Source organism: Enterococcus columbae DSM 7374 = ATCC 51263, assembly GCF_000406925.1.
Lineage (GTDB): Bacteria > Bacillota > Bacilli > Lactobacillales > Enterococcaceae > Enterococcus_E > Enterococcus_E columbae.
The window spans coordinates 102,202-127,316 of the sequence record NZ_KE136350.1 but is presented as its reverse complement, the minus strand read 5'-3'; the positions used below and the strand labels follow the sequence as shown (position 1 = coordinate 127,316).

General features: G+C 38.6%; 23 protein-coding genes and 1 riboswitch. Of the genes, 22 read left to right on the top strand and 1 reads right to left on the bottom strand.

Features of this window, described 5'->3' with window-relative positions:
- Positions 1–123: 123 nt before the first annotated feature.
- A riboswitch (TPP riboswitch) is annotated at positions 124–223 on the top strand.
- A 59-nt stretch (positions 224–282) separates the two neighbouring features.
- Positions 283–867 carry an energy-coupled thiamine transporter ThiT gene (gene thiT, locus RK02_RS09710; protein ID WP_016184068.1) on the top strand — a complete coding sequence of 195 codons (585 nt, stop codon included), beginning with the start codon at positions 283–285 and terminating at the stop codon, positions 865–867.
- 45 nt (positions 868–912) lie between these two features.
- Here thiT and RK02_RS09705 read toward each other — a convergent pair whose 3' ends face one another.
- On the bottom strand, positions 913–1,674 hold the full coding sequence (locus RK02_RS09705) for a hypothetical protein (protein WP_016184067.1): 762 nt from the start codon (positions 1,672–1,674) through the stop codon (positions 913–915).
- Positions 1,675–1,949: 275 nt separating this feature from the next.
- On the opposite strand from RK02_RS09705, the gene RK02_RS09700 reads away from it, so the two are divergent.
- The 21 genes from RK02_RS09700 to gor all read left to right on the top strand — a co-directional run bounded on the left by RK02_RS09700 (position 1,950) and on the right by gor (position 24,981).
- The gene (locus RK02_RS09700; protein ID WP_016184066.1) at positions 1,950–2,168 is read left to right on the top strand and encodes a YdbC family protein; all 219 of its coding nucleotides are present in this window, start codon (positions 1,950–1,952) and stop codon (positions 2,166–2,168) included.
- Between the two features lie 16 nt (positions 2,169–2,184).
- Positions 2,185–3,066, top strand: coding sequence for a YicC/YloC family endoribonuclease (locus RK02_RS09695; protein ID WP_018451646.1), 882 nt, complete (start codon positions 2,185–2,187; stop codon positions 3,064–3,066).
- Positions 3,067–3,187: 121 nt separating this feature from the next.
- A complete protein-coding gene (gene gmk / locus RK02_RS09690) occupies positions 3,188–3,802 on the top strand; it encodes a guanylate kinase (protein WP_016184064.1) in 615 nt (204 codons plus the stop codon).
- 6 nt (positions 3,803–3,808) lie between these two features.
- Entirely contained in the window at positions 3,809–4,114 is a 306-nt protein-coding gene (gene rpoZ, locus RK02_RS09685; RefSeq protein WP_016184063.1) for a DNA-directed RNA polymerase subunit omega, read from the top strand.
- Positions 4,115–4,275: 161 nt separating this feature from the next.
- Complete coding sequence (gene priA / locus RK02_RS09680; RefSeq protein WP_016184062.1) at positions 4,276–6,699, top strand: primosomal protein N'; 2,424 nt, start codon at positions 4,276–4,278, stop codon at positions 6,697–6,699.
- A 65-nt stretch (positions 6,700–6,764) separates the two neighbouring features.
- Positions 6,765–7,259, top strand: coding sequence for a peptide deformylase (def, locus tag RK02_RS09675; protein WP_016184061.1), 495 nt, complete (start codon positions 6,765–6,767; stop codon positions 7,257–7,259).
- A complete protein-coding gene (fmt, locus tag RK02_RS09670) occupies positions 7,252–8,205 on the top strand; it encodes a methionyl-tRNA formyltransferase (protein ID WP_016184060.1) in 954 nt (317 codons plus the stop codon). The genes def and fmt overlap by 8 nt, the downstream gene beginning before the upstream one ends.
- Positions 8,195–9,556, top strand: a complete 1,362-nt coding sequence (gene rsmB, locus RK02_RS09665; RefSeq protein WP_016184059.1) for a 16S rRNA (cytosine(967)-C(5))-methyltransferase RsmB — start codon at positions 8,195–8,197, stop codon at positions 9,554–9,556. The genes fmt and rsmB overlap by 11 nt, the downstream gene beginning before the upstream one ends.
- Positions 9,557–9,570: 14 nt before the next feature.
- Positions 9,571–10,311 carry a Stp1/IreP family PP2C-type Ser/Thr phosphatase gene (locus RK02_RS09660; protein WP_016184058.1) on the top strand — a complete coding sequence of 247 codons (741 nt, stop codon included), beginning with the start codon at positions 9,571–9,573 and terminating at the stop codon, positions 10,309–10,311.
- Entirely contained in the window at positions 10,308–12,521 is a 2,214-nt protein-coding gene (gene pknB / locus RK02_RS09655; RefSeq protein ID WP_016184057.1) for a Stk1 family PASTA domain-containing Ser/Thr kinase, read from the top strand. The genes RK02_RS09660 and pknB overlap by 4 nt, the downstream gene beginning before the upstream one ends.
- Before the next feature lie 124 nt (positions 12,522–12,645).
- Positions 12,646–12,903, top strand: a complete 258-nt coding sequence (locus RK02_RS09650) for a hypothetical protein (protein WP_016184056.1) — start codon at positions 12,646–12,648, stop codon at positions 12,901–12,903.
- Between the two features lie 480 nt (positions 12,904–13,383).
- Positions 13,384–14,454 carry an ABC transporter permease gene (locus RK02_RS09645; RefSeq protein WP_016184055.1) on the top strand — a complete coding sequence of 357 codons (1,071 nt, stop codon included), beginning with the start codon at positions 13,384–13,386 and terminating at the stop codon, positions 14,452–14,454.
- Positions 14,455–14,465: 11 nt separating this feature from the next.
- Positions 14,466–15,140, top strand: a complete 675-nt coding sequence (locus RK02_RS09640; protein WP_016184054.1) for an ABC transporter ATP-binding protein — start codon at positions 14,466–14,468, stop codon at positions 15,138–15,140.
- 148 nt (positions 15,141–15,288) lie between these two features.
- Complete coding sequence (locus RK02_RS09635; protein ID WP_016184053.1) at positions 15,289–15,864, top strand: TetR/AcrR family transcriptional regulator; 576 nt, start codon at positions 15,289–15,291, stop codon at positions 15,862–15,864.
- Between the two features lie 119 nt (positions 15,865–15,983).
- Positions 15,984–16,445 carry a CtsR family transcriptional regulator gene (locus RK02_RS09630; protein ID WP_016184052.1) on the top strand — a complete coding sequence of 154 codons (462 nt, stop codon included), beginning with the start codon at positions 15,984–15,986 and terminating at the stop codon, positions 16,443–16,445.
- Between the two features lie 12 nt (positions 16,446–16,457).
- Positions 16,458–18,974: an ATP-dependent Clp protease ATP-binding subunit gene (locus RK02_RS09625; protein ID WP_016184051.1), complete on the top strand. Its 2,517-nt coding sequence runs from the start codon at positions 16,458–16,460 to the stop codon at positions 18,972–18,974.
- Positions 18,975–19,902: 928 nt separating this feature from the next.
- The gene (locus RK02_RS09620; RefSeq protein WP_016184050.1) at positions 19,903–20,823 is read left to right on the top strand and encodes a peptidase U32 family protein; all 921 of its coding nucleotides are present in this window, start codon (positions 19,903–19,905) and stop codon (positions 20,821–20,823) included.
- 17 nt (positions 20,824–20,840) lie between these two features.
- Positions 20,841–22,088, top strand: a complete 1,248-nt coding sequence (locus RK02_RS09615; RefSeq protein WP_016184049.1) for a peptidase U32 family protein — start codon at positions 20,841–20,843, stop codon at positions 22,086–22,088.
- Positions 22,089–22,331: 243 nt separating this feature from the next.
- The gene (locus tag RK02_RS09610) at positions 22,332–22,562 is read left to right on the top strand and encodes a hypothetical protein (protein ID WP_016184048.1); all 231 of its coding nucleotides are present in this window, start codon (positions 22,332–22,334) and stop codon (positions 22,560–22,562) included.
- Positions 22,563–22,819: 257 nt separating this feature from the next.
- On the top strand, positions 22,820–23,503 hold the full coding sequence (locus tag RK02_RS09605; RefSeq protein WP_016184047.1) for a CPBP family intramembrane glutamic endopeptidase: 684 nt from the start codon (positions 22,820–22,822) through the stop codon (positions 23,501–23,503).
- A 122-nt stretch (positions 23,504–23,625) separates the two neighbouring features.
- The gene (gor, locus tag RK02_RS09600; protein ID WP_016184046.1) at positions 23,626–24,981 is read left to right on the top strand and encodes a glutathione-disulfide reductase; all 1,356 of its coding nucleotides are present in this window, start codon (positions 23,626–23,628) and stop codon (positions 24,979–24,981) included.
- Positions 24,982–25,115: the final 134 nt, after the last annotated feature.

Below are 25,115 nucleotides of genomic sequence, written 5' to 3'. Positions count from 1 at the left end.
AGCAGGAGTCTTTGAAGGCTCCTGTTTTTTTTTATGAAAGGTAAGCTAATAAATTTTCTTGAGCTGAAAGCTTGCAAATTTGTTAAAGTATGCTATGCTTAGGTCGTAAAAATTAAATAGAATCTACTCACAAAGGGGAGCCATTTGGCTGAGATTGAGGTAACTCTAAACCCTTCGTACCTGTTTCGGTTATGCGATCGTAGGAATTGTGACGAGTAGAAGTGTTCGATTATTCCACTTCTCCTTTGTGAATTGTGAAGATTCTAAAGGAGGAGTTTTTTGATGAATAAGAAAACAGAAATTCTATTGGAAGGCACGTTGATGGCAGCATTAGCAATGGCGTTACATTTTGTACCGTTAAATATCGGTAGTAGCTTTACCATTTCTTTAGGGCAAATTCCTATGACGATTTTTGCTTTGCGTAGAGGATTAAAGCCAGCGTTATTTGCTTGTTTTTTATGGGGAATGTTGTACTTTGTTACAGGTCAGGTCTACTTTTTAACGCCGGTTCAAGTATTAATTGAATATCCAATCGCGTTTACCTTTGCCGGTTTTGCTGGTGTTTATGCTACCAGCGTTCAACATGCGATTGCCAGCCAACAAGTGGCTAAAGTGCGAAAATTAATCGTCTATGCGAGCTTAGTTGGTGTAGGTGCCCGCTTTTTCTGGCATTTTGTCGCAGGCTGGGTCTTCTGGGGTTCGTATGCTTTGTGGGGCATGAAACCATGGCTATTTTCACTAGTGATGAATGGTGCAAGTGGGTTAGCCAGTGGTATTGTCGCAAGTATTGTCATTGTATTCGTTTATAATCTAGCGCCACAGTTATTGCGGGTAAGTAGTGTCAATACGAAATACAGTCCGCGCTAGGGAAGTAATATAATAAAAAAAACACGGCCTTAATAGCCGTGTTTTTTATATCCACTCTGGATCAATGGCCAATTGCCACTGTGCTTGCTTAGTTAAGTAAGTTAGTGTCCCAACTTTTTCTTTTTGGCGTAGACTTTGATTGCTTAAACGTGATCCCGCTTCTTCGACTGCATAAAGAGGAATTTCCACAGCCTTGCTCGTTAGCTTGGCTTTTGGAAAATTAAAAGCCAGACCGTCTTTGAGTAATTCACGAAGCTCTTTGACCAAATCAATCGGCAAGGTAGGCACCTCAATTAGTTTACGTCTAAAGAAAGGGCGCTGATCATTGACTTCTTGATAAATAATTGCAGTAATTTTTTTGGCAAGGATACGATAAAATTCGTCGATATAGCGATAATAAACGCGTAATAAATCATCCCCCATATCAAAATAGACAAAGTCATTTTGTAGCTTATAAAAGAATGGTGAATGTAGATGTGTTTTCATATGGCCAAGATAGAGGAGTTCAGATATTTCTAAAGGAGTAAGCTCTTTGACCATGGTTAAATCAGTAAAGTCAATCCAGCGTATATCGGTATTATTTTTTCTACGAGCAATCATTTGGAAAAATTGCTCTACTTCATAATGTCCACGAATGACCTTTAAGCCGGTATGTGTTTCAAATTCGCCTTCAGAGATAGCAGGATTGAGTAGTAATAAATTATTTGGTCGGTGGATGATTACCCGTTGAAAATCATCCGCATGTAGCCCGCGGGTTAAAACGACATTGCTTGTTGTATCCATATGTACAAAAATTGCGGAATTCATTACTTACCATCCTTTCTCCAGTCTGACTACATTCTACAATAAACTAAGGAAAATTACTCATTTCTTTTATTTTAAAAATATATTACAAAAAGATTATATTGAACCGTTTTCTTAGAAAATCATTTTCTTTCAAAGCTGTTTTCATAACTTGAAATATTGTTAAAGGCCAAAGGGAATTTTTGGCAGGTAAATCATCTTGTTGTATAATAAAAAAGAAATGAAGTGAAAAAAGACGTAATTAATCAGTGAGACAAAAAGAAAAGGAGGCTATCTTTATGGCTGAAGCATTTTCATTTGAAATTTTAGAAGAAATCGCTGTTTTATCAGAGAATCCTAAGGGCTGGCGCAAGGAGTTGAATTTGGTGAGTTGGAATGGTCGTCCACCAAAATTTGATTTACGTGATTGGAGCCCTGAGCATGAAAAGATGGGCAAAGGGATTACGCTATCCAATGAAGAATTTGCAGCTTTAAAACAAGCAATCTTATCGATGTAGGTTAAGGTGATGAATGATGAAGAGTATGACAGGTTTTGGTAAGGCGGTTTTAGAAGACGCAGGCTATCGTGTAACCGTTGAGATGAAGAGCGTGAATAATCGCTTTTTAGATGTCCAGCTACGTTTGCCTAGCATATTAAATGAATTTGAATTAATGATTCGAAAACAAATTGCTAATGTGTTACAACGAGGCAGGGTAGAAGTGATGTTGAAGCTTGATTTGCCGGATAATCAAGCACAAGAGGTGAAGATTCACTGGGCTTCATTAAAGCAAGCGATGGAGCTACTCAATGATAAAATGAGGGGGGATTATCGTACCTCTTTGTCAATGACGCATTTAGTTGAAAAGCTGATTTTACGTCCAGAATTTATTGAGGTACAGCCAGCTAGCTTATCTGCTGAGCAGCTAGCACCTTTGATGAGTAGGGCGGTTTTAGCGGCTGTGACGAAGCTAGATCAGGTCCGTTTACAAGAAGGCGAGGCAATTGCTAAGGTTTTGCAGCAAAACGGGCAAATGGTCGCTGAAATTTGTCAGGAATTAGCTTCGTTTAATACGCTTTATGAAAAGGAATATCAAGCACGCTATGAAAAGAAGCTCCAAGAGTATTTAGCCGCCGAGGTTCAACAGGAACGCTTGTTAACTGAACTGGCCATTCTTTTAGAACGGGGAGACATTCATGAAGAGCTTGACCGGCTAGCGATTCATTGTCAGCATTACCAAGAGCTAATAGCAACTAAGGAGCCGGTTGGTCGACAATTAGACTTTTTATTACAAGAGATGAATCGAGAAGTTAATACCATCGGATCGAAATCTAGCGCAATTGAGATTAAAAATTATGTTATCCAATTGAAAACCACTTTGGAAAAAATCAGAGAGCAAATTCAAAATATTGAGTAAAAAGTGAATGAATAATGAGAGTTTAAGGATATTTCACAAAATATGCTAAATACTTCTTGAAACTTTTCAAAAAAAAGTGCAAAATGGAAGGTAAACAAATGCAAGTGTGAAAGGACTCATTATGACAGAGCGTGGATTATTAATAGTTTTATCTGGACCGTCTGGAGTAGGTAAAGGAACGGTTCGTAAGGCGATTTTTGAAAGTGATGATAATGATTTTCAATATTCTATTTCGATGACTACTCGTCAAATGCGCCCAGGAGAGGTAGATGGCGTCGATTACTTTTTCCGCAGTAAAGAAGAATTTGAAGAGCTTATTGCCAAGGGTGAGATGTTAGAGTATGCTGAATATGTAGGCAATTACTATGGTACCCCATTATCCTATGTAGAAGAGACATTAGCTAAAGGTAAAGATGTCTTCCTTGAAATTGAAGTTCAAGGGGCTAAGCAAGTAAAAGAAAAGGTGCCAGATGGTGTCTTTATTTTCTTAACGCCACCTGATTTAGAAGAGTTACGTTCACGTATTGTTGGTCGAGGTACGGATTCGCTTGAAGTGATTGATGAACGGATGCGTGTAGCCAAAGAGGAAATCGAAATGATGGCATTATATGATTATGCAGTTGTTAATGATGAAGTGCCTAAAGCGGTGAAGCGTATCAAAGAAATTATTGCTAGTGAGCATTTTCGCGTTGATCGCGTAATTAATAAATATCGAAAAATGATAGAGGAGTTGTAATTTATCATGATGTTAAAACCATCGATTGATTCATTGTTGGATAGAGTCAATTCTAAGTATTCTTTAGTTATTCTAGCTAGTAAACGAGCACATGAATTAGATGAAGGTGCACAACCAACTTTAGATCGTTTTGATTCAGTAAAAAATGTTGGGCGTGCCTTAGAAGAAATTGATGCACAAACGGTGATTAATGATCCAAATCCAGAAATTAAACGCGCTCGTTTAAAAATGGAAGAGGACGAACGTAAAGCTAGAAGAGAAATGGAACAACGTGAGCTAGAACAAAAGATTCACGCAGATCACTTAGCTTAAGCTAGGACTTTTAATTTTTCAAAATGAGTGGATGATTGGGATAAAGCGTAAAATACAAAGGCAGCAGCTTTTGCTATTTTACGCTTTATGTGTTGTTTATAACCGGCTTTTCTGTATACGAAAAATCAAGTAAAATGAATAGGAAGGGAGCGAAGCGTTTTATGTATGAATTGGCCGAAGTGATTGTAGATGTACCCACGATGCAAACGGATCAACCGTTTACTTACTTAATCCCTGATAGTTTGCGTAAAGTCATTGCAATCGGTATGCGAGTAGAAGTTCCTTTTGGCAATGGCAATCGTCATGTTCAAGGTTTTGTAGTCGGTTTAAAAACTAGTACGAGCCAACAAATGGATTCATTAGATTTAGTTAGTTTGAAATCGATTGTTCGCTGTCTTGATTTACAGCCTGTTTTAAATCAAGAATTATTAGCGATTGCTGATTACATGCAGGAAGTGACCTATGCGTTTAAAATTACTTGTTTACAGACGATGCTACCTGCTTTATTAAAAGCGAATTATGACAAGGAATTTCATCTATTAGATGAGACACATCCGATTAAGGCTCAATTTTTTAAAGATAGATCGGTCATTGACTGGCAAAGTGTTGAACAAGCACAAGCATTAAAGCAATTTAAAGAATTGCAGGCAGCAGGAGTTGTTCGGCTAGAATATCAAGTGAAGACTAAAAATCAGGTAAAGACGCTTCGCTATGTAAAGCCTAGTTTAACTAGTGAGGAATATCAGGCACTCCAAGCAGTTCAAAAAAAATCTGCTTTACGTAAAATCCAACTTCTGCAGTTATTAAGTGAGCAGAAGGTTCATCCGGTTAGTTTTTATAAAGAACAAGGCATTAGTACGGCTCATTTGAATCAAGGTATGGACCTAGGCTGGCTAAGCTTTGAAGAGGTCGAAATTTACCGTGATCCTTATGCTGCTTACGAGTTTACACCAACACAAGCGATGCAGTTAAATGTGCAACAACAAGCTGCCTGCCAAGAAATTTTGCAAGCCAATCAAAATCAGCAAAGCCAAGTATTCTTACTAGAAGGGATTACGGGTAGTGGTAAGACAGAGGTCTATCTGCAAGTCATTGAGCAGGTTTTAGCCAAGGGACAAACTGCCATGATGCTAGTTCCAGAGATTGCGCTAACACCGCAAATGGTGGAGCGGTTTAAGGCCCGTTTTTCTGATCGTGTGGCGGTTTTACACAGTGGTTTATCGCAAGGGGAAAAATATGATGAGTGGCGTAAAATTGAACGAGAAGAAGCCCAAGTTGTGGTTGGAGCCCGTTCGGCTGTGTTTGCACCGTTAAAAAATATCGGGGTCATTGTGATTGATGAAGAGCATGAAGCTAGCTATAAGCAAGATGAAACACCACGCTATCATGCGCGTGATATTGCGATTTGGCGAGGAAAGTATCATCAATGTCCGGTAATTTTAGGAAGTGCGACCCCTTCTTTAGAGTCAAGAGCTCGTGCCCAAAAAAAGCTCTATCGCTTGCTAACGCTGACAAAGCGAGCCAATCCTTTGGCACAATTGCCTAAAGTTTCCATTGTTGATATGCGCCAAGAAGCCAATAATAGTGCTACTCAAACCTTTTCACAAGTATTACAGGATAAGATTCATGAACGGTTAAATAAGCATGAGCAAATCGTATTATTATTAAATCGTCGTGGCTATTCTTCGTTTGTGATGTGTCGAGATTGTGGGTATGTACTGCCTTGTCCTAACTGCGATATTTCACTAACCTTACACATGGATGTTAAACGTATGCGATGTCATTATTGTGGGCATGAAGAGCCGATTCCTCGTCGTTGTCCATCTTGTGGTCAGGATAAGATTCGCTATTATGGTACGGGTACACAAAAGGTCGAAGAAGAAGCACAGCAATTATTTCCGGAAGCCAAAATTATTCGCATGGATGTTGATACGACCCGAAAAAAAGGTGCGCATGAACGTTTATTAAAAGCCTTTGGTGAGAAAAAAGCGGATATTCTTTTGGGGACGCAGATGATTGCCAAGGGACTAGATTTTCCCGATATTACTTTAGTGGGCGTATTAAATGCCGATACTTCGTTAAATTTACCTGATTTTCGTTCGAGTGAGCGTACTTTTCAGCTATTAACTCAGGTAAGTGGTCGAGCAGGTCGAGCGGATAAGCCAGGGAAGGTTATTATCCAAACCTTTAATCCGACCCATCATGCAATTACGTTGGCACAAAGCCAAGACTATGAAGCTTTTTACCAACAAGAAATGTTTATTCGTCATCAGAGTGATTATCCACCTTATTATTTTACGGTGAAATTAACCTTTAGTCATGAGCAGGAACAAAAAGCGGCGCAAAAGGCTTTTGCTGTATTTCAGCAGCTAAAACAAAACCTGAGTCCACAAAGTATCTTTTTAGGCCCTACCCCTAGTGCGATTATGCGCGTAAAAAATCGGTATTACTATCAAATAGTCATTAAATATAAGCGTGAACCGCAATTAGCTAGAGTACTAAGAGAGATTGTTTACAATAGTCAGCTTGAACAAAGACAAGGACTGTTTGTTTCGGTGGATTATGAACCCTTACAATTTATTTAAAAATGGCAAGTTGCCACCAAATTTTTTAAGGAATAGCTTTACAATAGAAAGGATGCGTGAGCATAATGCAATACCCAATTGTACTTGATCCAGATCCTATTTTGCGCCAAGCAAATCAGGAAATTACGGCAATTACCGATGAATTACACACCTTGCTTGATGACATGTATGAAACCATGCTGGCAAATGATGGCGTAGGAATTGCTGCTCCTCAAGTAGGAAAAAATCTGCAGGTGGCTATTGTCGAAGTAGAAGAAGGGGATCTTTTTGAAATGATTAACCCTAAAATTATTCAAAAAAGTGGCGAGGAGATTGATGTAGAAGGTTGTCTTAGCATTCCTCATACCTATGGAACAGTGAAGCGAGCAAGTCAAATTACGGTGAGCTATTATGATCGTGAAGGCGAAGAAATCGAAGTGGAAGCTTATGATTTTTTAGCGCGAGCGATGCAGCATGAAATTGATCATCTTAATGGTATTTTATTTACAGATAAGGTGATTGACTATATTGACGAAGAAGAGTTAGAAAATTACTATGCGGAGGAAGAAACGAATGACTAAAATGGTTTTTATGGGTACTCCAGATTTTTCAGTACCAATTCTAGAGGGCTTGGTGGAAGCTGGTTATGAAATAGTAGCCGTTGTAACACAGCCTGATCGTCCAGTTGGGCGTAAAAAAGTGATTCAAGCGCCACCGGTTAAGCAAGCGGCGCTACGCTTAGGCTTACCTGTATTGCAACCAGAAAAAATCAGTGGCTCACCTGAAATGCAACAGCTTATTGACCTACAACCAGATGTCATTGTAACGGCTGCTTTTGGCCAGTTTTTACCAGAAAAACTTTTACAAGCACCTCAATTTGGAGCAATCAATGTTCATGCCTCTCTTTTACCGAAATATCGAGGGGGTGCACCGGTGCATTATGCGATTATTAATGGCGAAAAGGAAACTGGTGTAACGATTATGGAAATGATTAAAAAAATGGATGCGGGTGGTATTTATGCACAAGAGAGTCTGCCAATTACGAATCAAGATGATGTCGGGTCAATGTTTACTAAATTAAGCTTGTTGGGTCGTAAGCTATTATTAGCAACACTACCTCAAATTTTAGCTAATGATTTAAAAGCTACCCCACAAGATGAAGCTCTAGCTACTTTCTCACCTAATATTACGCGCGAACAAGAGCAAATTGATTGGCAAAAATCGGCACAGGCGATTGATTGCCAAATTCGCGGTATGCATCCATGGCCAGTCGCTTATACGACTTATCAAGGGCAACGTTGGAAAATTTATCGCAGTCAAGTTGTTGAGGAAACGACACAAGCCTTACCTGGAACGATTATTGCCAAAGAAAAAGGTAAATTATGGATTGCTTGTGGTGAACAAACGGTCTTAGCTATTGAAGAATTGCAGCCAGCTGGCAAATCGAAGCAAACAATTCAGGCCTTTTTAAATGGTAGTGGTCAGCAGGTTCAAGTAGAAATGAGGCTGGGTCAAGATGAAGCGTAAAGTAACGGGTCCTATTACAAAAACCGTACGTTTTGCTTGTTTAAAAGCTTTATACCGAATAGAAAAGGGTGGCTCTTATTCTAATTTGTTAGTGAGAGAATTTATTGATAAGGGTCAATTATCCAAGCAAGATGCGGCCTTATTTACCGAAATTGTTTATGGAAGTATTGCGCGTAAATATTTGTTAGCTTTTTATTTAGCCCCCTTTACAGCTAAAGCCAAAAAAATAGATGATTGGGTGCAGTTATTGTTAGAAATGTCCGTTTATCAATTACTATTTTTAGATAAGGTTCCGAGTCATGCTATCTTCAATGAAGCCGTTGAATTAGCTAAGGCTTTTGGCAATCCAGGTATTGCTAAATTTGTCAATGGCGTTTTGCGGAATGTCCAAAGACAGGGTGTCCGTGATTTACAAACGATTCAAGATCCGCTTGAACGTTTATCCATCGAGCTCAGTATGCCTGTATGGTTGGTTGAAAAGTTAGTAGCGATATTGGGCATAGCTGAAACTCAAAAGCTGGGTCAATCGCTATTTCTACCAAGTCAAGTCAGTGCTAGAATTAATCGGCCCTTTATTTCCAGAGAACAAGCGCTTGAACGCCTCGCTCAAGAAGGGATTACCGCTAAGCCTAGTCAGGTTGCTGCTGATGGCATTGTAGCAGAAAAAGGCTTTTTAGCCGGCAGCAGACTTTACCAAGAAGGTTTGCTTACAATTCAGGATGAAAGCTCCATGCTAGTTGCGCCACTCTTAGCGCCTAAAGCAAGTGATTATATTTTAGATGCTTGTGCTGCCCCTGGTGGAAAAACCACTCATATCGCAAGCTTCTTAGACAAAACCCAAGGCGGTCAAGTACTGGCATTAGATATTCACGCCCACAAGATTCAATTAATTCAACAAAATGCGCAACGCTTGGGTGTTGATGAGGTCGTGCAAACGAAGCAATTAGATGCACGCAAGGTGAAGGAAGTCTTTGCGCCAGAGACGTTTGATCGTATTTTAGTTGATGCCCCTTGTTCTGGTTTAGGTCTGATGCGGCGAAAACCGGATATTAAGTATCAGAAAAAGCCGGCAGATTTTAAACAATTACCTAAAATTCAAATGGAGATTTTGGAAAGTGCGGCGAGTGTGTTAAAATCAAATGGACAATTAGTCTATAGCACCTGTACAATTGTACCGGAAGAAAATCAAAATATTATCAAACAATTTTTAAGTAAACATACCGATTTTGAGCTAGTGCCGTTATCAGTCTCAAATTATCTGTCACAAAGCCTAGATTCAGGAATGTTAACAATTTATCCACATCAGTACCATACGGATGGCTTTTTCATTAGTTGTTTACGAAAAAAATAAAGAGGTGAGGGTAGATGGAGATTCGTTTTCAAACGGATGTTGGCAAAAAAAGGAATACCAATCAAGATTATGCCGCTGTTTTTTACAATCAAGAAAATTACCCATTAGCGATTTTAGCTGATGGTATGGGAGGACATCGTGCCGGCGATGTAGCCAGTAAAAAAGCAGTTGAGGAAATTGGTGCTGCCTGGCAGCAAAGTGACTTAGCTGATCCAGAAAAGACAGCTCAATGGTTTATCCAGCAAATTCAAAGTGAAAATCAGGCTATTTTTGATTTGGGCAATGAGCAACCTGAATTATCCGGAATGGGAACGACAATCGTTGCCGTTGCCTTATTTGAAAAGCAAATGACCATTGCTCATGTTGGAGATAGTCGTATTTATTTACTAAGACAAGGTCGATTGCAGCAACTAACTGAAGATCACTCCTTAGTCAATGAGCTAGTCAAAAGTGGGGAAATTACCCCAGAGCAAGCCATTAATCATCCTAGAAAAAATGTCTTGATTCGTTCAGTAGGTATGCCAGGGATCTTAGAGGTGGATGTAGCTAGTTATTATTATCAACCAAAGGATTATCTTTTATTATGTTCAGATGGCTTAACCAATATGGTCTCAGATGCAGAGATTGCCAATACAATTTTGTTTTCTGATGACTTGCAGCAAGCCTTAGAGCAGTTAATTGAAAAGGCCAATTCAGCTGGTGGACTAGATAATATTACTGCAATAGTAATTGCATTAGGAGGTGAGCAAGGATGACCGAAATTGGCAAAAAATTTAATGGTCGCTATCTGATTTTGGGCAATATCGGTAGTGGGGGTATGGCTAATGTCTTTTTGGCTAGAGATTTGATTTTAGATCGTGAAGTAGCCATTAAGGTTTTGCGCTATGACTTTTTAAACGACCAGTCGGCTATCCGTCGCTTCCAAAGAGAAATGCTAGCCGCAACAGAATTGGTTCATCCAAACATTGTAACGGTATATGATGCTGGACAAGAAGAGCAGACGCAATTTTTAGTGATGGAATATGTCAAAGGGATGGATCTGAAACGCTATATCCAAACGCAGTATCCGATTGCCTATGATCGGATTGTTGATATTATGCAACAGATTTTATCAGCAGTTTCTTTAGCCCATCAACATCGCATTATTCATCGTGATTTAAAGCCGCAAAATATTTTAATTGATGAGCAAGGAACGGTCAAAATTACCGATTTTGGGATTGCCGTTGCCCTTTCAGAAACTTCGATTACCCAGACTAATAGCATGCTGGGTTCGGTTCATTATTTATCACCCGAGCAGGCTAGAGGAAGCATGGCTACTAATCAATCTGATATTTATGCGATTGGGATTATCCTTTATGAAATGTTAACTGGTAAAGTCCCATTTGATGGGGAGTCAGCAGTGACCATTGCGCTTAAGCATTTCCAATCAGAGATTCCATCAATTCGTATTTATAATAAGGATGTGCCACAATCATTAGAAAATATTGTCTTAAAGGCAACGGCCAAAGACCCTCTTGATCGCTATCAAAGTGCTGAAGAGATGAGTGCTGATTTAGCGACTGCTTTAGAACCACAGCGCTTAGCTGAGCCGGTTTGGCACCCGAATCACGTCATGGAAGAAACAAAGGTCATTCCAACAGCTACCTTATCACAGATAGAACCTGTGCAAGCTGAAGAAGTAAAGCCTGAAGTAGAGCAATTGACTCATTCTAAAAACGAAGACTCACTAGCTGCGCAGGGAAAACCAGCGAAAAAGAAGAAGCCTAGTAAGAAAAAGCTGGCGATCATCGGTAGCGCGTTATTGGTGTTATTGGCAGCGTTGTTGACCCTCTTTTTCGTTTATGGTGGTGGGCAAAATGAAGTGAGTGTTCCATCGGTAGCCGGGCTTTCGGAATCAGCTGCGCGGAGCAAACTAACTAATGCTGGGTTTAAGGTCGCTGATCAAACTGAATCGATTACTAGTGACAAAATTGCTGAAGGAAAAGTGGTTAAAACCGATCCTGAGGCCAAAGCGGTTGTGCAAAAAGGCCGGACCATCGTTTTATATCTAAGCAGCGGTAGTCAAAAAATTAAAATCAAAGACTATACTGGTACGGATTATAAAGAGACCTTAACGGCATTGTTGAAGCTGGGCTTTAAGCATGCACAAATTAAAAAGACCGAAAAATATGATGATACTGTTGAAAAAGGAAAAATTATTTCGCAAACACCTACTGCTGGTAGCGAGGTTGCCCCAACTAAAGATAAGTTAAGCTTTGTAGTCAGCAAAGGACCAAAGCCGGTGAAAATGGGCAATTACATGGGCATGCAGGTGAATGATGCGATTGCAGATTTAAATGCTCGCGGGATTACAAGTAGTCAGATTAAACAAACCTATCAGACGAGTGAGCAACCAGAAGGAACGGTTTTATCGCAAAATCCATCGAGTGATGCACAGATTATCCCAGGTAAAACGACCATTACCTTAGTGGTTAGCTCAGGATCTGATCAAGTGGAATTGCCTAATTTAGTTGGTCTGACACGTGATCAAGTCCAAAGTCAAGCCGATGAAAAAGGCTTTAAGGTTAATTTTGAAGAAGAATATAGTGATCAAACACCAGCTGGACAAGTCATCAGTATGGATCCACAAGCAGGACAAAAGGTGAAGAAAAACAGTTCGGTTACGGTTACTTTATCAAAGGGCAGCAACACGAGTACCTTTACAGTTGATGTTTTGGCGACCTATAAAGGCAATGCCCAAGATTCAGCGAGTCAAACCGTTACGATTTGGGTAAAAGATGCCACGACTGGCGATAGCAAAAAACAAGTCCAATCCTTTATTTTAGATGCCTCAAATAATAATAAGCGGGTGAGCGTAGACGTTTCCGTGCAACAAGGTGGAACCGCAACAATCTATGCTCAGCGCGATAATGAAAAAGAGGTTTCTACTGTCGTTTCTAAAGCAACGACCATTCAAGTACCTTAAGGTTAAAAACTAGTATGGATGTTCAATCTATACTAGTTTTTTTTTAGACTTATTTTTAAGCTGGCTATAGATAGCTAGTTCAGTGTATTTTTGTTAAAATGGAGAAAAAAAGGGGGCGTTTAGGATGAAAAAATTAGCAATCATTACAACCCTAGTCGGTGGTCTACTGTTTTTTACTGCTTGTGGCAATAAGCAATTCTTGGATACAACTTACACGTTTAAATATGCGATGGTTCAATTACCAGATGGTACAGTGAAAAAGGGAAAGGTAGCTAGCTGGAAGGATTATGAAGGAGAACAATTACAAATTAAATTTACAGATGGTACGACGGTGCTAGTGAATTCGAATAATGCTGTATTGTCTGTAGAGCCAATTAAATAATTAAATGAGACAAACCAACCATCTGTACCAAACGAGTGACAGATGGTTTTGTTTATCAAGGATGTGAAGTAGCTTGCCCAGACATGAGAAAATTCGAGTGTTACTCTTCGCGAAAAAATCAAGAAAATGTAAAGAGGATTTTTTCAGCGAAGAGGCGAATTTTCAAAATGTCTAGCTACTGAACACAGATTATATCAAGGATGTGAAGTAGCTTGCCTAGACATGAGCGGATAAGTTATAGTCCAGTCTGAGAATATACACTAGTGCGATTTTCAATGATGCCAAAGGGTGCTTTGATACTTCATTTAGTATTTTTAGGCTGAGAGGTGTTTTAATATGCTTTTTGCCTAATCATTCAATGAAATGCTGTAAAATCAGCCTATTAGTTGCATTTTTAGTTGATTTACCATACGCTATTTTTATCAAATGATAAATTTATCGAATGATAAAATATAAAGTGTAAAAATATGAGGTGATCAGATGTTTTTAGCAATCAGTGAAATGAAACATGCTAAGCTGCGTTACGCTTTGGTGATTGGTGTGGTCTTTTTAATTGCTTATTTAGTTTTTTTCTTAACCGGTTTAGCCTATGGGTTAGCGCAGGCCAATCGTTCAGGTGTCGATAAGTGGCAAGCTCGTTATATTTTATTGGCGGATGAAGCCAATTTGACCTTAAATCGGTCAGTTTTATCAATGAAACAGGCTGATGCAGTGAAAGCAGAGGAAAAAGCCTTATTAGGCCAATTTAATGGCGTGGTTTATGCTAAGGATCAGCCAAAGGCCACGAAGGTTGATGTTAGTTTTTTTGGTATTCAAGCAGATGCATTTTTAAAACCTGAGATTGAACAAGGTCGGATGTTTACCAAGGATAATGAGGTAGTGGCTGATGAGAGTCTAAAAAAACAGTATGGCTTAGCAATTGGTGATCATTTGGTGATTTCTGGTAGTCCACAAGCTGTGAAGATAGTGGGTTTTACAAAACAGGCAACCTTTAATGTCGCCCCCATTTTATATATGAATTTTGCCACCTACGAAAAGTTACGCTTTGGGCAAGCTGATGCCAAACAAGCGCTACCGATTAATGCAGTGGTCATCAGAGGAAAAGTGAATAGTTATCCCAAACAGTTAGAAAAAATTGCTATTCCTACGTTCATTCAAGAATTACCGGGTTATCGAGCACAGAATCTAACTTTTGGCTTTATGATAGGTTTTTTAATTGTTATTGCTGCGATTGTCATTGGGATTTTTATCTATATCTTAACGATGCAGAAAAAAGCGATTTTTGGTGTGATGAAAGCACAAGGGATTGCTAGCTTTTATATTGGTAAATCTGTATTGGTTCAAACAAGCATTTTAGCTTTTTTAGGTATCGTTTTAGGTTTAGTTAGTACCTATGCGAGTTCTTTCGTTTTACCTAAGGCGGTTCCTTTTTTGATTCATTGGCCGTTTTATTTAGTTGTTGGTTTGGGGATGCTATTGATTGCTAGTGTGAGTGCGCTCTTTTCGGTTGCGACCATTGTAAGAATTGATCCGTTAAAGGCAATTAGTTAGGAGGGAAAAAGATGCGTGCAATTGAGTTTATTCATGTAAATAAAGAATATAAAGATGGTAGCCAGATGATTGAGGCACTAAAGCCGACTGATTTAGTGATTAATCAAGGTGAATTTGTCGCAATTATTGGCCCTTCAGGATCAGGAAAAAGCACTTTTCTAACCTTGGCTGGGGGTTTATTACAACCAAGTAATGGAAAAATTTTGGTAAATCAACAACCGTTTAGTGAAGAAAATGAAAAAAAACGGGCGAAATTACGCTTTGAATCGATTGGCTTTATTCTACAGACCTCTAATCTAGTCCCTTTTTTAACGATTAAGGATCAATTACGGTTAGTTGATAAAATCAATCAGCAAGCCAATCCAGCTTTGATGGATGAATTGTTTACGCAATTAGGGCTTAGTCATTTAGCGAATAAATATCCGGAAAATTTATCTGGCGGAGAACGACAACGGGTGGCGATTGCACGAGCTTTATATAATAATCCAACAATTATTTTAGCTGATGAACCGACCGCTAGCTTGGATTCAAAGCGTGCGTTTGAGGTAGTGGAAATTTTGGCCAAGGAAACAAAAGAAAAAAATAAAGCAACTATAATGGTGACACATGATATTCGCATGGTTGATTATTGTGATCGTGTTTTTCAGATGAAGGATGGGCAATTGACTGAGCAAGTAACAAAATAAAAGCAAAAACTAATGAGAAATTAGCTAGCTTGGCGCTAGCTAATTTCTCAATAGTTTTTTTAATTTTTTGTTTAATTTTTATAAAAAAAATAATTGTAAAATGCTAAAATATACAGGTGGAGAGTAATTTTTTTACGGGGGAGTGTCGATGGTGGCAAATAAAGAATATTTACGTCAGCGCATTATCACTGCAGCTGAACAGTTGTTTATGATTCAGGGCTTTGATGCTACATCAACCAGACAAATTGCTGAAAAGGTAGGGATTACGCAACCGAATCTTTACTATCATTTTCCTAATAAGGAAGAAATCTACATCAGTGTTTTAGAATCTATTTCACAAAAAGTAGCTAGTGAATTGAATCGTTTGGCTTCAAAAGATTGGACGTTAAAAGAAAAACTGATAGCAATGGTAGATTTTTTACAGACCGAGCATCCTTTTGATTTTTCACAGATGTTTAAGGATATTCATCGTGCTTTACCACGAGAGTCCGCCTCACGATTAATGGTGATTTGGCAAGAATCCTTTCAAGCGCCATTTGTCCGTGTGCTAAAAAGCAGTGAATTACCCTTATATGAGGGAATTAAAGAAGAGGTGATTGTCGTACAATTATTTACGGTCTTATCTACTTATATGATGTTTAAATCCCCTAGTGGTCATTCTAAAAAGCAGATACCGCTTGATCAAGCAATCGATTTATTTTTGTATGGCGTCCTTGCTAGATAGTACCAGCTATTCTTTTTGTAGAGCGTTACACTTTGGTTGAATCTAAGTTGCATTTTTTGCTAATTATGGAAAAATTCTGTATAATTAAGGTCAATATTAGTCAAGGAAGGTGCGTGGCAATGAGCAATCACAATACTTCTGATTTAATTGAAGCTTATTTAAAGAAGTTTTTGGAAGAACAGGCAATGATTGAGATTCGGCGAGCAGAAATGGCAGATCTATTTGATTGTGTACCTTCACAAATTAATTATGTCATCAATACACGATTTACTGTTCAAAAAGGGTATAATGTGGAAAGTAAGCGTGGGGGTGGTGGCTATATTCGAATTGAAAAGGTTCGTATCAGCAACCATCAGAGCTTTTTAAGTCAGATGGATGCCTTGTTTACAGATAGCTTATCTGAAAAAGATGCGCAGGCAATCATTCAAAAGCTGTATGAAGAAGAGCTATTGACGCAAAAGGAAGGCCATTTACTATTGGCGTTGCTTGCTAAACAGGTATTAGGTAAAGAGGGTAATGAAAATAAAATACGTGCAAACTTAATGCATGCATTATTACAAAGGTTAAGCTACGAGATATAGGAGGGATGTAAAATGGAAGAACTATTTACACCTAGAGCCAAAGAGGTGCTGATGATTGCCCAAGAAGAGGCAAAATTTTTCAGACACCAAACAATTGGTTCGGAGCATTTATTGTTGGCTTTAGTGATTGAACAAGAAGGAATTGCCGGTAAAACGCTAAGAGAGATGAATATCCAGGATGCGGATATCCGTGAAGAAATTGAGCATTTTACGGGTTATGGTATTATTAAATCTTATCCAGAAAACTATTATTTGCCGTATTCACCAAGGGTTAAGCAGATTATCGCTTATGCTAATGATGAAGCGAAGCGTTCTGGTTCACCTAAAATTGGTACTGAACATTTACTTTTAGGTTTATTGCGTGATGAAGAGATTTTAGCTTCCAGAATTATGCTTAATTTAGGCTTGAGCTTATCTCGCATGCGCCAATTATTGAAAAAGAAGATGGGCTTAGGCGAACAAGGTCATTCAACAACCGGCATTCCTAATGCACGTCGTAAAGCACAAAATCAAACTAAGGCTGAAACAATGGAGGGCACACCGACCCTAGATGCCTTAGCTCGTGATTTAACTCGCTTAGCTTTTGAACAACGTCTAGATCCAGTGGTTGGTCGTAACAAGGAAGTCCGCCGCCTAGTGCAGGTGTTGAGTCGACGAACGAAAAACAATCCCGTTCTCGTTGGTGAGCCCGGGGTAGGTAAGACAGCGATTGTTGAAGGCTTAGCGCAACGGATTGTTATGGGTGAGGTTCCTGAAGAAATGCAACGCAAGCGCGTGATGATGCTGGATATGGGCGCTTTGGTTGCGGGCACTAAATTCCGTGGTGAATTTGAAGAACGCATGAAAAAAATCATTGATGAAATTTATCAAGACGGTGAAATTATCCTGTTTATTGATGAAATTCATACTTTGATTGGTGCTGGTAGCGCTGAAGGTTCAGTAGATGCTTCTAATATCTTGAAGCCTGCTTTAGCTAGAGGTGAATTGCAGCTAATTGGTGCGACTACTTTAAATGAATATCAAAAATATATCGAAAAAGATAGCGCCTTTGAACGTCGCTTAGCTCGTGTTCAAGTAGATGAACCAACTGCTGAAGAAGCTGTACAAATTTTGAAAGGGTTACGAGCAAGATATGAAGCCCACCATGGGTTAACTATTTCTGATGAGGCGATTGAGGCAGCTGTTCAAATGTCTGTACGTTATATCCATTCGCGACAACTACCTGATAAAGCGATTGATTTAATTGATGAATCCGCAGCGAAGGTTCGATTAGATACAGCAAGTCAGCCATCTAAAGTGAATCAATTGCAATTAGAATTAGCACAAGTAGTGACGGACAAAGAAAAGGCAATTTATAGCCAATCCTTTGAAGAAGCAGCTAAGCTACGCCTAACTGAAAAGAAATTAAGTGAGAAGCTAATTAAAGAGATGGAAAAAGAAGAGGCCCTTAATCAAGAAAATGGCAAAGTTGTCGGGGCTGAGGATGTAGCAGAAGTAGTTTCTGAGTGGACAGGTGTTCCTGTTCAACAGATTGCCAAAAAAGAAAGTCAACGTTTGCTTGATTTAGAAAAGATTCTTCATCAACGAGTGGTTGGACAAGATAAGGCAGTTGAAGCAGTGGCACGAGCGATTCGACGGGCTAGAAGTGGTTTGAAGGATCCAAATCGACCAATTGGTTCGTTTATGTTCTTAGGCCCAACCGGTGTCGGTAAAACTGAATTGGCTAAAGCTTTAGCGCAAGCGATGTTTGGTAGTGAGGATGCGTTAATTAGGGTTGATATGTCGGAATTTATGGAGAAATACTCGACTTCTCGTCTCATTGGTTCGCCTCCAGGTTATGTTGGCTATGAAGAAGGGGGCCAATTAACAGAAAAAGTTCGTACCAAACCATATTCGGTCATCTTACTTGATGAGGTTGAAAAGGCGCATCCAGATATCTTTAACATTTTATTGCAAGTGTTAGACGATGGCTATTTAACAGATGCGAAGGGACGGCGCGTTGATTTTAGAAACACTATTTTGATTATGACTTCTAATATTGGTGCGACCCAATTACGCGAAGAAAAAAGTGTTGGTTTCAATGCAGTGGATCAAAGCAAGGATTATCGTGCGATGGAAAAACGGATTTTAGAGGAATTGAAAAAGACCTATCGTCCAGAGTTTCTTAACCGTATTGATGAAACGGTGGTCTTCCGTTCCTTAGTCGAAAGTGAAATTCATGAAATTGTGAAAATTATGAGCAAACAAATTATCGCTCGTCTAAAAGAACAAGGCATTCAGTTGAAAATTACTGCAGCTGCCATTGACGTGATCGGCAAGGCAGGCTTTGATCCTGAATATGGTGCAAGACCTATTCGTCGTGCTCTACAAAAGCAAATTGAAGATCGTTTAAGTGAGGCTTTATTATCTGGTCAAGTTCAATTAGGCGATAAAGTGACGATCGGGGCATCTAAGGGGCAAATTACATTAAATGTGAAAGATGTATTAGCGCAAACACCCCTAGAAGCCTTGACAGCCACCGAAAGTTAAGGAATAATAAATAAAGGCTGGTCCTAAACAAAAGATGATGATCATCCGTTTGTTATAGGACTAGCCTTTTAAAATGATGTCGTTTTTTTTAATATTTTTCTTGGGAAATTGTGATCTTGAATTGATGTCGTTGTATGGAGTTTTTTGATCAAACATTACGTAAATTGATAGTATGGAGAATACATTTACACGATTGTCGTTTTTTTATGTCGTTGTATGGAGGTTCTTTTGTTTTGTCGTTTGTAAACAATCGTACCTTGGATAATTCAGTGTAAATGATTATCAAGTAATGTCTGATTAGGGATGGATACAGCTTGATTCGTTTAGGTTCACAATTTCCTTTTCTATCTATCTAACCTTCAGTTGAACTGATTCAACTACTCAAAGTGTAAACACCCACTAGCTTAGTTTTGATTTTCTTTATTTAGTCGTTGATAAATAAAGCCTTACCTCACCTCTTTTAAGCATGAATTGTAAGCTCCACTAAAAGCGTATCATTTAGAGCTCTGGGGGGAGTGAGTGACTAAATTTATTTATAGTGGAATTTACATAGCAATTTTACATCATATTTATCAATAGATAAAATACTTTTATAAAAAATATTTTTAATATATTAGTCATTATCATTATTTAATTATATAACCCATTTTATATGCTTTTAATAATGATTTTTTAACATATCATTTATTTTTAAGATAACAAATAAAGGTTAAGAGAATTTAAAGGTTAGTGTTTTTTATCCGATCTATGTACCAATGGAGCAGCCATTGCCAAAAGTAAAGATTAATGATACAGTATTATTGCCTGTTGTATCATGGGAATAATGATTCAAGTGAACATAAAAAACAGCCGTTAGTGAAGGTGTGTACATAGTTTTAAATTTTCTTTGTGATACATAGGATTAAATTTTAAAGGAGCAACCGAAAAAATGATTACTATCATTGCAACAGTTGAATCAATAGAACAAGCACACAAGTTATTACCCTCTGTAGATGTCTTGTTTTTTGGAGAGGAACGCTTTGGTTTAAGATTACCTCATCATTTTTCGCGTGAAGAACAACGTCAATTAGTGCAGTTAGCCCACAGTCAAGGGAAAAAAGCAATGGTGGCGGTAAACGGGATTATGCACCCGGAAAAAATGAAAGAGGTTCCGGAATATCTAGCTTTCTTAAAGGAGATTGAGGTAGATGTGATTTCTCTGGGTGATCCAGGGATTGTCTATATTATGCGTAAGCAACCGGAATTAGCTTTACCATTTGTCTATGATGGCGAGACTTTAGTTACCAGTGCGCGCCAAATGAATTTTTGGGCCAAAAAAGGCGCAATAGGAGCTGTTTTGGCACGTGAAGTTCCTTTTGAAGAGATGAAGATTATGTCTCAGGAATTAGTTATTCCGGCCGAAGTCTTGGTATATGGGGCCACCTGTATTCATCAATCTTTACGTCCATTGCTAAAAAATTATTATAATTTTACCCAACAAAATGAGTCTGTTGCTAAAGAGCGTGGTTTATTCTTAGCTGAGCCGAAAAAAGCAGAAACGCATTATTCAATTTTTGAGGATAGTCATGGCACGCATATTTTTGCCGATAAGGATATTCAACTGATGAATGAACTGACTGATTTAGTCGAATATCAGTTTACAACTTGGAAACTAGATGGCATTTTTTGTCCAGGTGATGATTTTGTGGCAATTGCTGAATGCTTTGATCAAGCGCGTAAAGCAATTGAAGCTAATCATTTTACTGAAGCGTTATGCGCACAGTTGAATGCAACGATTGAACAGCATCACCCAGCCAATCGAGAATTAACAACCGGTTTTTATTATATGGACCCAGATGCAATTAAATAGTTGAGAAAGGAAAAACAATGACAACAAAACAAACATTAAAACGTCCCGAGATTTTAGCCCCTGCTGGTACTTTAGAAAAGCTAAAAACAGCGATTCATTATGGTGCAGATGCTGTATATATCGGCGGGAATGCTTATGGCTTACGTTCTAGAGCGGGAAATTTTACCTATGAAGAGATGGCAGAAGGAGTGGCGTTTGCTAAGGCACATAACGCCAAGGTCTATGTGGCAGCAAATATGGTTACCCATGAAGGCAATCAGGCCGGTGCGGGTGAATTCTTCCGTCAATTACGTGATGTGGGTATTTCGGCAGTCATCGTGTCAGATCCAGCGTTAATTGAGATTTGTATCACTGAAGCGCCTGGTTTACCGGTTCATTTATCTACGCAAGCGTCAGCTACCAACTTTGAAACCTTAGAGTTTTGGAAAGAAGAAGGTTTGGAACGAGTGGTTTTAGCGCGTGAAGTGTCGATGGAAGAAGTGGCGGAGATTAGAAAAAATACAGATATTGAGATTGAAGCCTTTATTCATGGCGCGATGTGTATTTCTTATTCTGGTCGTTGTACTTTATCTAATCATATGTCCATGCGTGATGCGAACCGTGGGGGTTGTTCACAGTCTTGCCGTTGGAAATATGATTTATATGATATGCCTTTTGGAACTGAGCGTCGGAGCTTGGTTAAAAACGGTGCAGTGGCTGAGGAATTTTCAATGAGTGCGGTCGATATGTCCATGATTGAGCATTTACCTGATTTGATTCAAAATGGCGTAGATAGCTTTAAAATTGAAGGACGAATGAAATCCATTCACTATGTTTCAACAGTATGTAATGTTTACCGAGCAGCTGTCGATAGCTATATGGCTGATCCAGAAAATTATGTTTGCAAGCAAGAATGGATTGATGAATTATGGAAAGTAGCGCAACGTGAGCTGTCTACTGGTTTTTACTATCATATTCCAACTGAAAACGATCAGTTATTTGGTGCTCGTCGTAAAATTCCAGAATACAAATTTATCGGTGAAGTGCTAAGTTATGATCCAGAAACCAAAATTGCGACCATCCGACAACGGAACCATTTTAGTGTAGGGGATGAAGTAGAATTCTATGGACCAGGTTTCCATCATTTCCATCAAACCGTTGAATGGATGAAAAATGATGAAGGCGAATTAATTGATCGTGCTCCAAATCCAATGATGATTTTGACGATGCCTGTTTTAGAACCAGTCAAACCTGGTGATATGATGCGTAAGAAAAAAGAAAGCTAAGGTAAAAGGTTGATATATCAAGTTTTTTATTGAATGAGTTCCTTTTGCGCATCACTTTGAACATTAAAATAGCAAACTATCCAAGGGTTAGCTGAAATTGGCTAGCCCTTGAACTGTTTATGCTATTCTCTAATCGTTGGTTGTCTAGATTTTTTGTAAAATAAGCTAAAAAAAGCTGCGGATAGTATAGCTATAAACTATAATCTAAGTAGCTAGATTAAAAATTTAGAAAAGAGGAAATCAATGATGAATGAAGCGAGTTTGAAGTATTTGATTGCTGTATTGATAGAAAAAGCCAATGATGTCAAGGCGGAGTTTAAAAATATCCAAAACGAAGGGGATCGATTGTTTTTAGAAGGTAAGCGTTTAGCCTATTATGAGATGCTATTAACCATTCAAAATGAGTTAGACATAGAAGATCAGGATCTAGCTGAATTTGGCTTAAATATTCATTTGGGAAAAGAATTTGCTTAATTTATTTAGGCGCTTAGAGCCATCTAGGCGTTTTTATTTATAAATAAGCCTTTGCAACTAGCTAGGTGAAAGACTGGTTTGCTTGGCCTAAGCTTATTTGCTACAGGGTTATACACCAAAAAATAAAATTAATTTTTTTACAAATTAGCTAGCAATTTTCGTTTTTGTGTCATCTTATGTTACAATAATCATCATTGATTGAAAATGTAGGCATCCATTTTCGATTGCGATTAGTCGATAAATTAGGAGGGGTTAACATGACATCGCCTCAAAGGAATTTTTTCTTTTATCTGAAAATGACGCTGATTTTTATTGGTTTATTTATTTTAGAACAATTACCAGTTGCACTACTATCAATGAGCGTTTATTTGCAGGGCACTTTTCGTCAGTTTTTCTTATTTTTAGGCTTAGCTAGTTTATTTTTAATAGTCTTTTTCCTTTATCGTTATCTTAAAGGAATTGGTTGGCTAGAAAGCTGGCAATTATATTTGAATAAAGAAAAGCTTTTTTATCTTTTTAAGATGTTTGCGATTTTAATAGCAGCCAATATCGGTATCTCTATGGTTTTGAATCTATTTGGCCTTTTAAAAAATCAAACAACAGCCAATCAAGTAGGGGTTGAAAGTCTTTTTAGTGCGGTTCCTGTTTGGATAATGGGTTTAGTTTTAGTTATTTTGGCTCCGTTAGTGGAAGAAACCATTTGTCGCGCGTTGATTTATCATACTTTCACCAATCAAAGGCTGGCTTTCATACTGGCAACTTTTATTTTTGCATTTTTGCATGTTTTAGCGTTTTCCTGGGATTTGGTCGTGTATTTAGCAATGAGTGCAGTTTTGACCTATACATATCAAAAGCATCGCTCGCTGAATGAAAGCTTAGCGGTTCATGCCTTGAACAATTTACTTGGTTTTTGGATGATTGTTCTTCAAATGCAGCGTTAATCATTGAAAAATATTGAAAGAGGAAGGCAGGTGCGTTCCTCTTTTTTAGTGCGAATCATGCCAAGAAAAAAGCGCAGTTGTGCTATACTCATAATAAAATAAATGGATAAAGGGGAAAAATTATGACAGAGCAAATCAAATATGATTATATCGTTATCGGCGGTGGTAGTGGTGGGATTGCTTCTGCCAATCGAGCAGCGATGCGTGGTGCGAAGGTTTTGTTAGTTGAAGGCAAGGCTTTAGGGGGAACTTGTGTCAATGTCGGCTGTGTACCGAAAAAAGTAATGTGGCAAGCTAGCCATGTGTTAGAAGCGATCCGAATGGAAAGTCAAGGTTATGGTATTTATCCACAAGTGGAAAACTTTGATTTTGCGAAACTTGTGGAAAACCGTGAAAAATATATTGAATTTTTACATGGAGCATATCAAAGAGGCTTAGATAGCAACAAAGTAGACGTGATTAGAGGTTATGCACAATTTGTGGATAAACATGTGATTTCTGTGGATAAAAAAGAATATTATGGGGAAAACATTCTGATTGCGACAGGAGGTAGACCAGCCAAATTAGCGATTCCAGGTGGGGAATATGCGAAGGATTCCAATGATTTCTTTGCTTTAACACAATTGCCTCAACAAGTTTTAGTTTTAGGTGCAGGTTATATTGCAGCTGAATTGGCTGGGGTGATGCATGGTTTAGGTAGTCAAGTCACTTGGGCTTATCGCAAAGAACGCCCACTTCGCCAATTTGACCAAGAAATTATCCAGGCTTTAGTGGACATTTATCAAAAACGTGGAATTGAAACGCGAGCCAATCACGTACCAAAAGCTATTGAAAAAATAGGTGAACAATATCAAGTGCTGTTTGAAAACGGTCAAGTGATTACCACGGATTATGTTTTATTTGCCGGTGGTCGCCTACCAAATGTGGAAAATCTAGGCTTAGAGCATACCGATGTCCGTTTAGATGAACGAGGTTATATTGCTGTGGATAAATATCAACAGACAACAGCCAAGGGAATTTATGCTGTTGGCGATGTTATTGGTAAAGTGGAGCTAACGCCAGTAGCTATTGCAGCTGGTCGGCGCTTATCTGAACGCTTATTCAATAATCAAACCAACGCTCATTTAGACTATCATAATATACCAACAGTAATCTTCACGCATCCACCAATTGCAACGATTGGCTATTCACAAGAAGCGGCTATTGAAAAATACGGCGAAGAACAAATTAAGGTCTATCGTTCAACTTTTACACCTATGCATTATGCGTTAAGTGAATACCGTGAAAAATCAGTAATGAAATTAATTTGCTTAGGTGAAGAAGAAAAAATTATTGGTTTACACGGTATAGGTGTAGGTGTTGATGAAATGCTTCAAGGCTTTGCCGTAGCGATTAAAATGGGCGCTACCAAAGCGGATTTTGATCAAACTGTAGCCATTCATCCAACTGGTGCCGAAGAATTTGTCACAATGAAATAAAGGATGTAGATCGACTTGCTCAGCTACGAGCGGATAAGCTCCAGCCAGGCGAAAAAGTCCATAGCTTACAAGACTTTATCAGCCGGGCTGGCTTATCCGATGAAGTAGCTAGTCGATATACACAGATTACAAAA

What these genes read in the sequence shown, in the direction of transcription:
- RK02_RS09615 (WP_016184049.1), top strand. Translation starts at nt 20,841, where the DNA reads ATGACAACAAAACAAACATTAAAACGTCCCGAGATTTTAGCCCCTGCT.
- RK02_RS09605 (WP_016184047.1), top strand. Translation starts at nt 22,820, where the DNA reads ATGACATCGCCTCAAAGGAATTTTTTCTTTTATCTGAAAATGACGCTG.
- RK02_RS09625 (WP_016184051.1), top strand. Translation starts at nt 16,458, where the DNA reads ATGGAAGAACTATTTACACCTAGAGCCAAAGAGGTGCTGATGATTGCC.
- thiT (WP_016184068.1), top strand. Translation starts at nt 283, where the DNA reads ATGAATAAGAAAACAGAAATTCTATTGGAAGGCACGTTGATGGCAGCA.
- gmk (WP_016184064.1), top strand. Translation starts at nt 3,188, where the DNA reads ATGACAGAGCGTGGATTATTAATAGTTTTATCTGGACCGTCTGGAGTA.
- RK02_RS09640 (WP_016184054.1), top strand. Translation starts at nt 14,466, where the DNA reads ATGCGTGCAATTGAGTTTATTCATGTAAATAAAGAATATAAAGATGGT.
- RK02_RS09630 (WP_016184052.1), top strand. Translation starts at nt 15,984, where the DNA reads ATGAGCAATCACAATACTTCTGATTTAATTGAAGCTTATTTAAAGAAG.
- RK02_RS09610 (WP_016184048.1), top strand. Translation starts at nt 22,332, where the DNA reads ATGATGAATGAAGCGAGTTTGAAGTATTTGATTGCTGTATTGATAGAA.
- RK02_RS09645 (WP_016184055.1), top strand. Translation starts at nt 13,384, where the DNA reads ATGTTTTTAGCAATCAGTGAAATGAAACATGCTAAGCTGCGTTACGCT.
- RK02_RS09635 (WP_016184053.1), top strand. Translation starts at nt 15,289, where the DNA reads ATGGTGGCAAATAAAGAATATTTACGTCAGCGCATTATCACTGCAGCT.
- rpoZ (WP_016184063.1), top strand. Translation starts at nt 3,809, where the DNA reads ATGATGTTAAAACCATCGATTGATTCATTGTTGGATAGAGTCAATTCT.
- pknB (WP_016184057.1), top strand. Translation starts at nt 10,308, where the DNA reads ATGACCGAAATTGGCAAAAAATTTAATGGTCGCTATCTGATTTTGGGC.
- fmt (WP_016184060.1), top strand. Translation starts at nt 7,252, where the DNA reads ATGACTAAAATGGTTTTTATGGGTACTCCAGATTTTTCAGTACCAATT.
- RK02_RS09660 (WP_016184058.1), top strand. Translation starts at nt 9,571, where the DNA reads ATGGAGATTCGTTTTCAAACGGATGTTGGCAAAAAAAGGAATACCAAT.
- RK02_RS09695 (WP_018451646.1), top strand. Translation starts at nt 2,185, where the DNA reads ATGAAGAGTATGACAGGTTTTGGTAAGGCGGTTTTAGAAGACGCAGGC.
- gor (WP_016184046.1), top strand. Translation starts at nt 23,626, where the DNA reads ATGACAGAGCAAATCAAATATGATTATATCGTTATCGGCGGTGGTAGT.
- priA (WP_016184062.1), top strand. Translation starts at nt 4,276, where the DNA reads ATGTATGAATTGGCCGAAGTGATTGTAGATGTACCCACGATGCAAACG.
- def (WP_016184061.1), top strand. Translation starts at nt 6,765, where the DNA reads ATGCAATACCCAATTGTACTTGATCCAGATCCTATTTTGCGCCAAGCA.
- rsmB (WP_016184059.1), top strand. Translation starts at nt 8,195, where the DNA reads ATGAAGCGTAAAGTAACGGGTCCTATTACAAAAACCGTACGTTTTGCT.
- RK02_RS09700 (WP_016184066.1), top strand. Translation starts at nt 1,950, where the DNA reads ATGGCTGAAGCATTTTCATTTGAAATTTTAGAAGAAATCGCTGTTTTA.
- RK02_RS09705 (WP_016184067.1), bottom strand. Translation starts at nt 1,674, where the DNA reads ATGAATTCCGCAATTTTTGTACATATGGATACAACAAGCAATGTCGTT.
- RK02_RS09620 (WP_016184050.1), top strand. Translation starts at nt 19,903, where the DNA reads ATGATTACTATCATTGCAACAGTTGAATCAATAGAACAAGCACACAAG.
- RK02_RS09650 (WP_016184056.1), top strand. Translation starts at nt 12,646, where the DNA reads ATGAAAAAATTAGCAATCATTACAACCCTAGTCGGTGGTCTACTGTTT.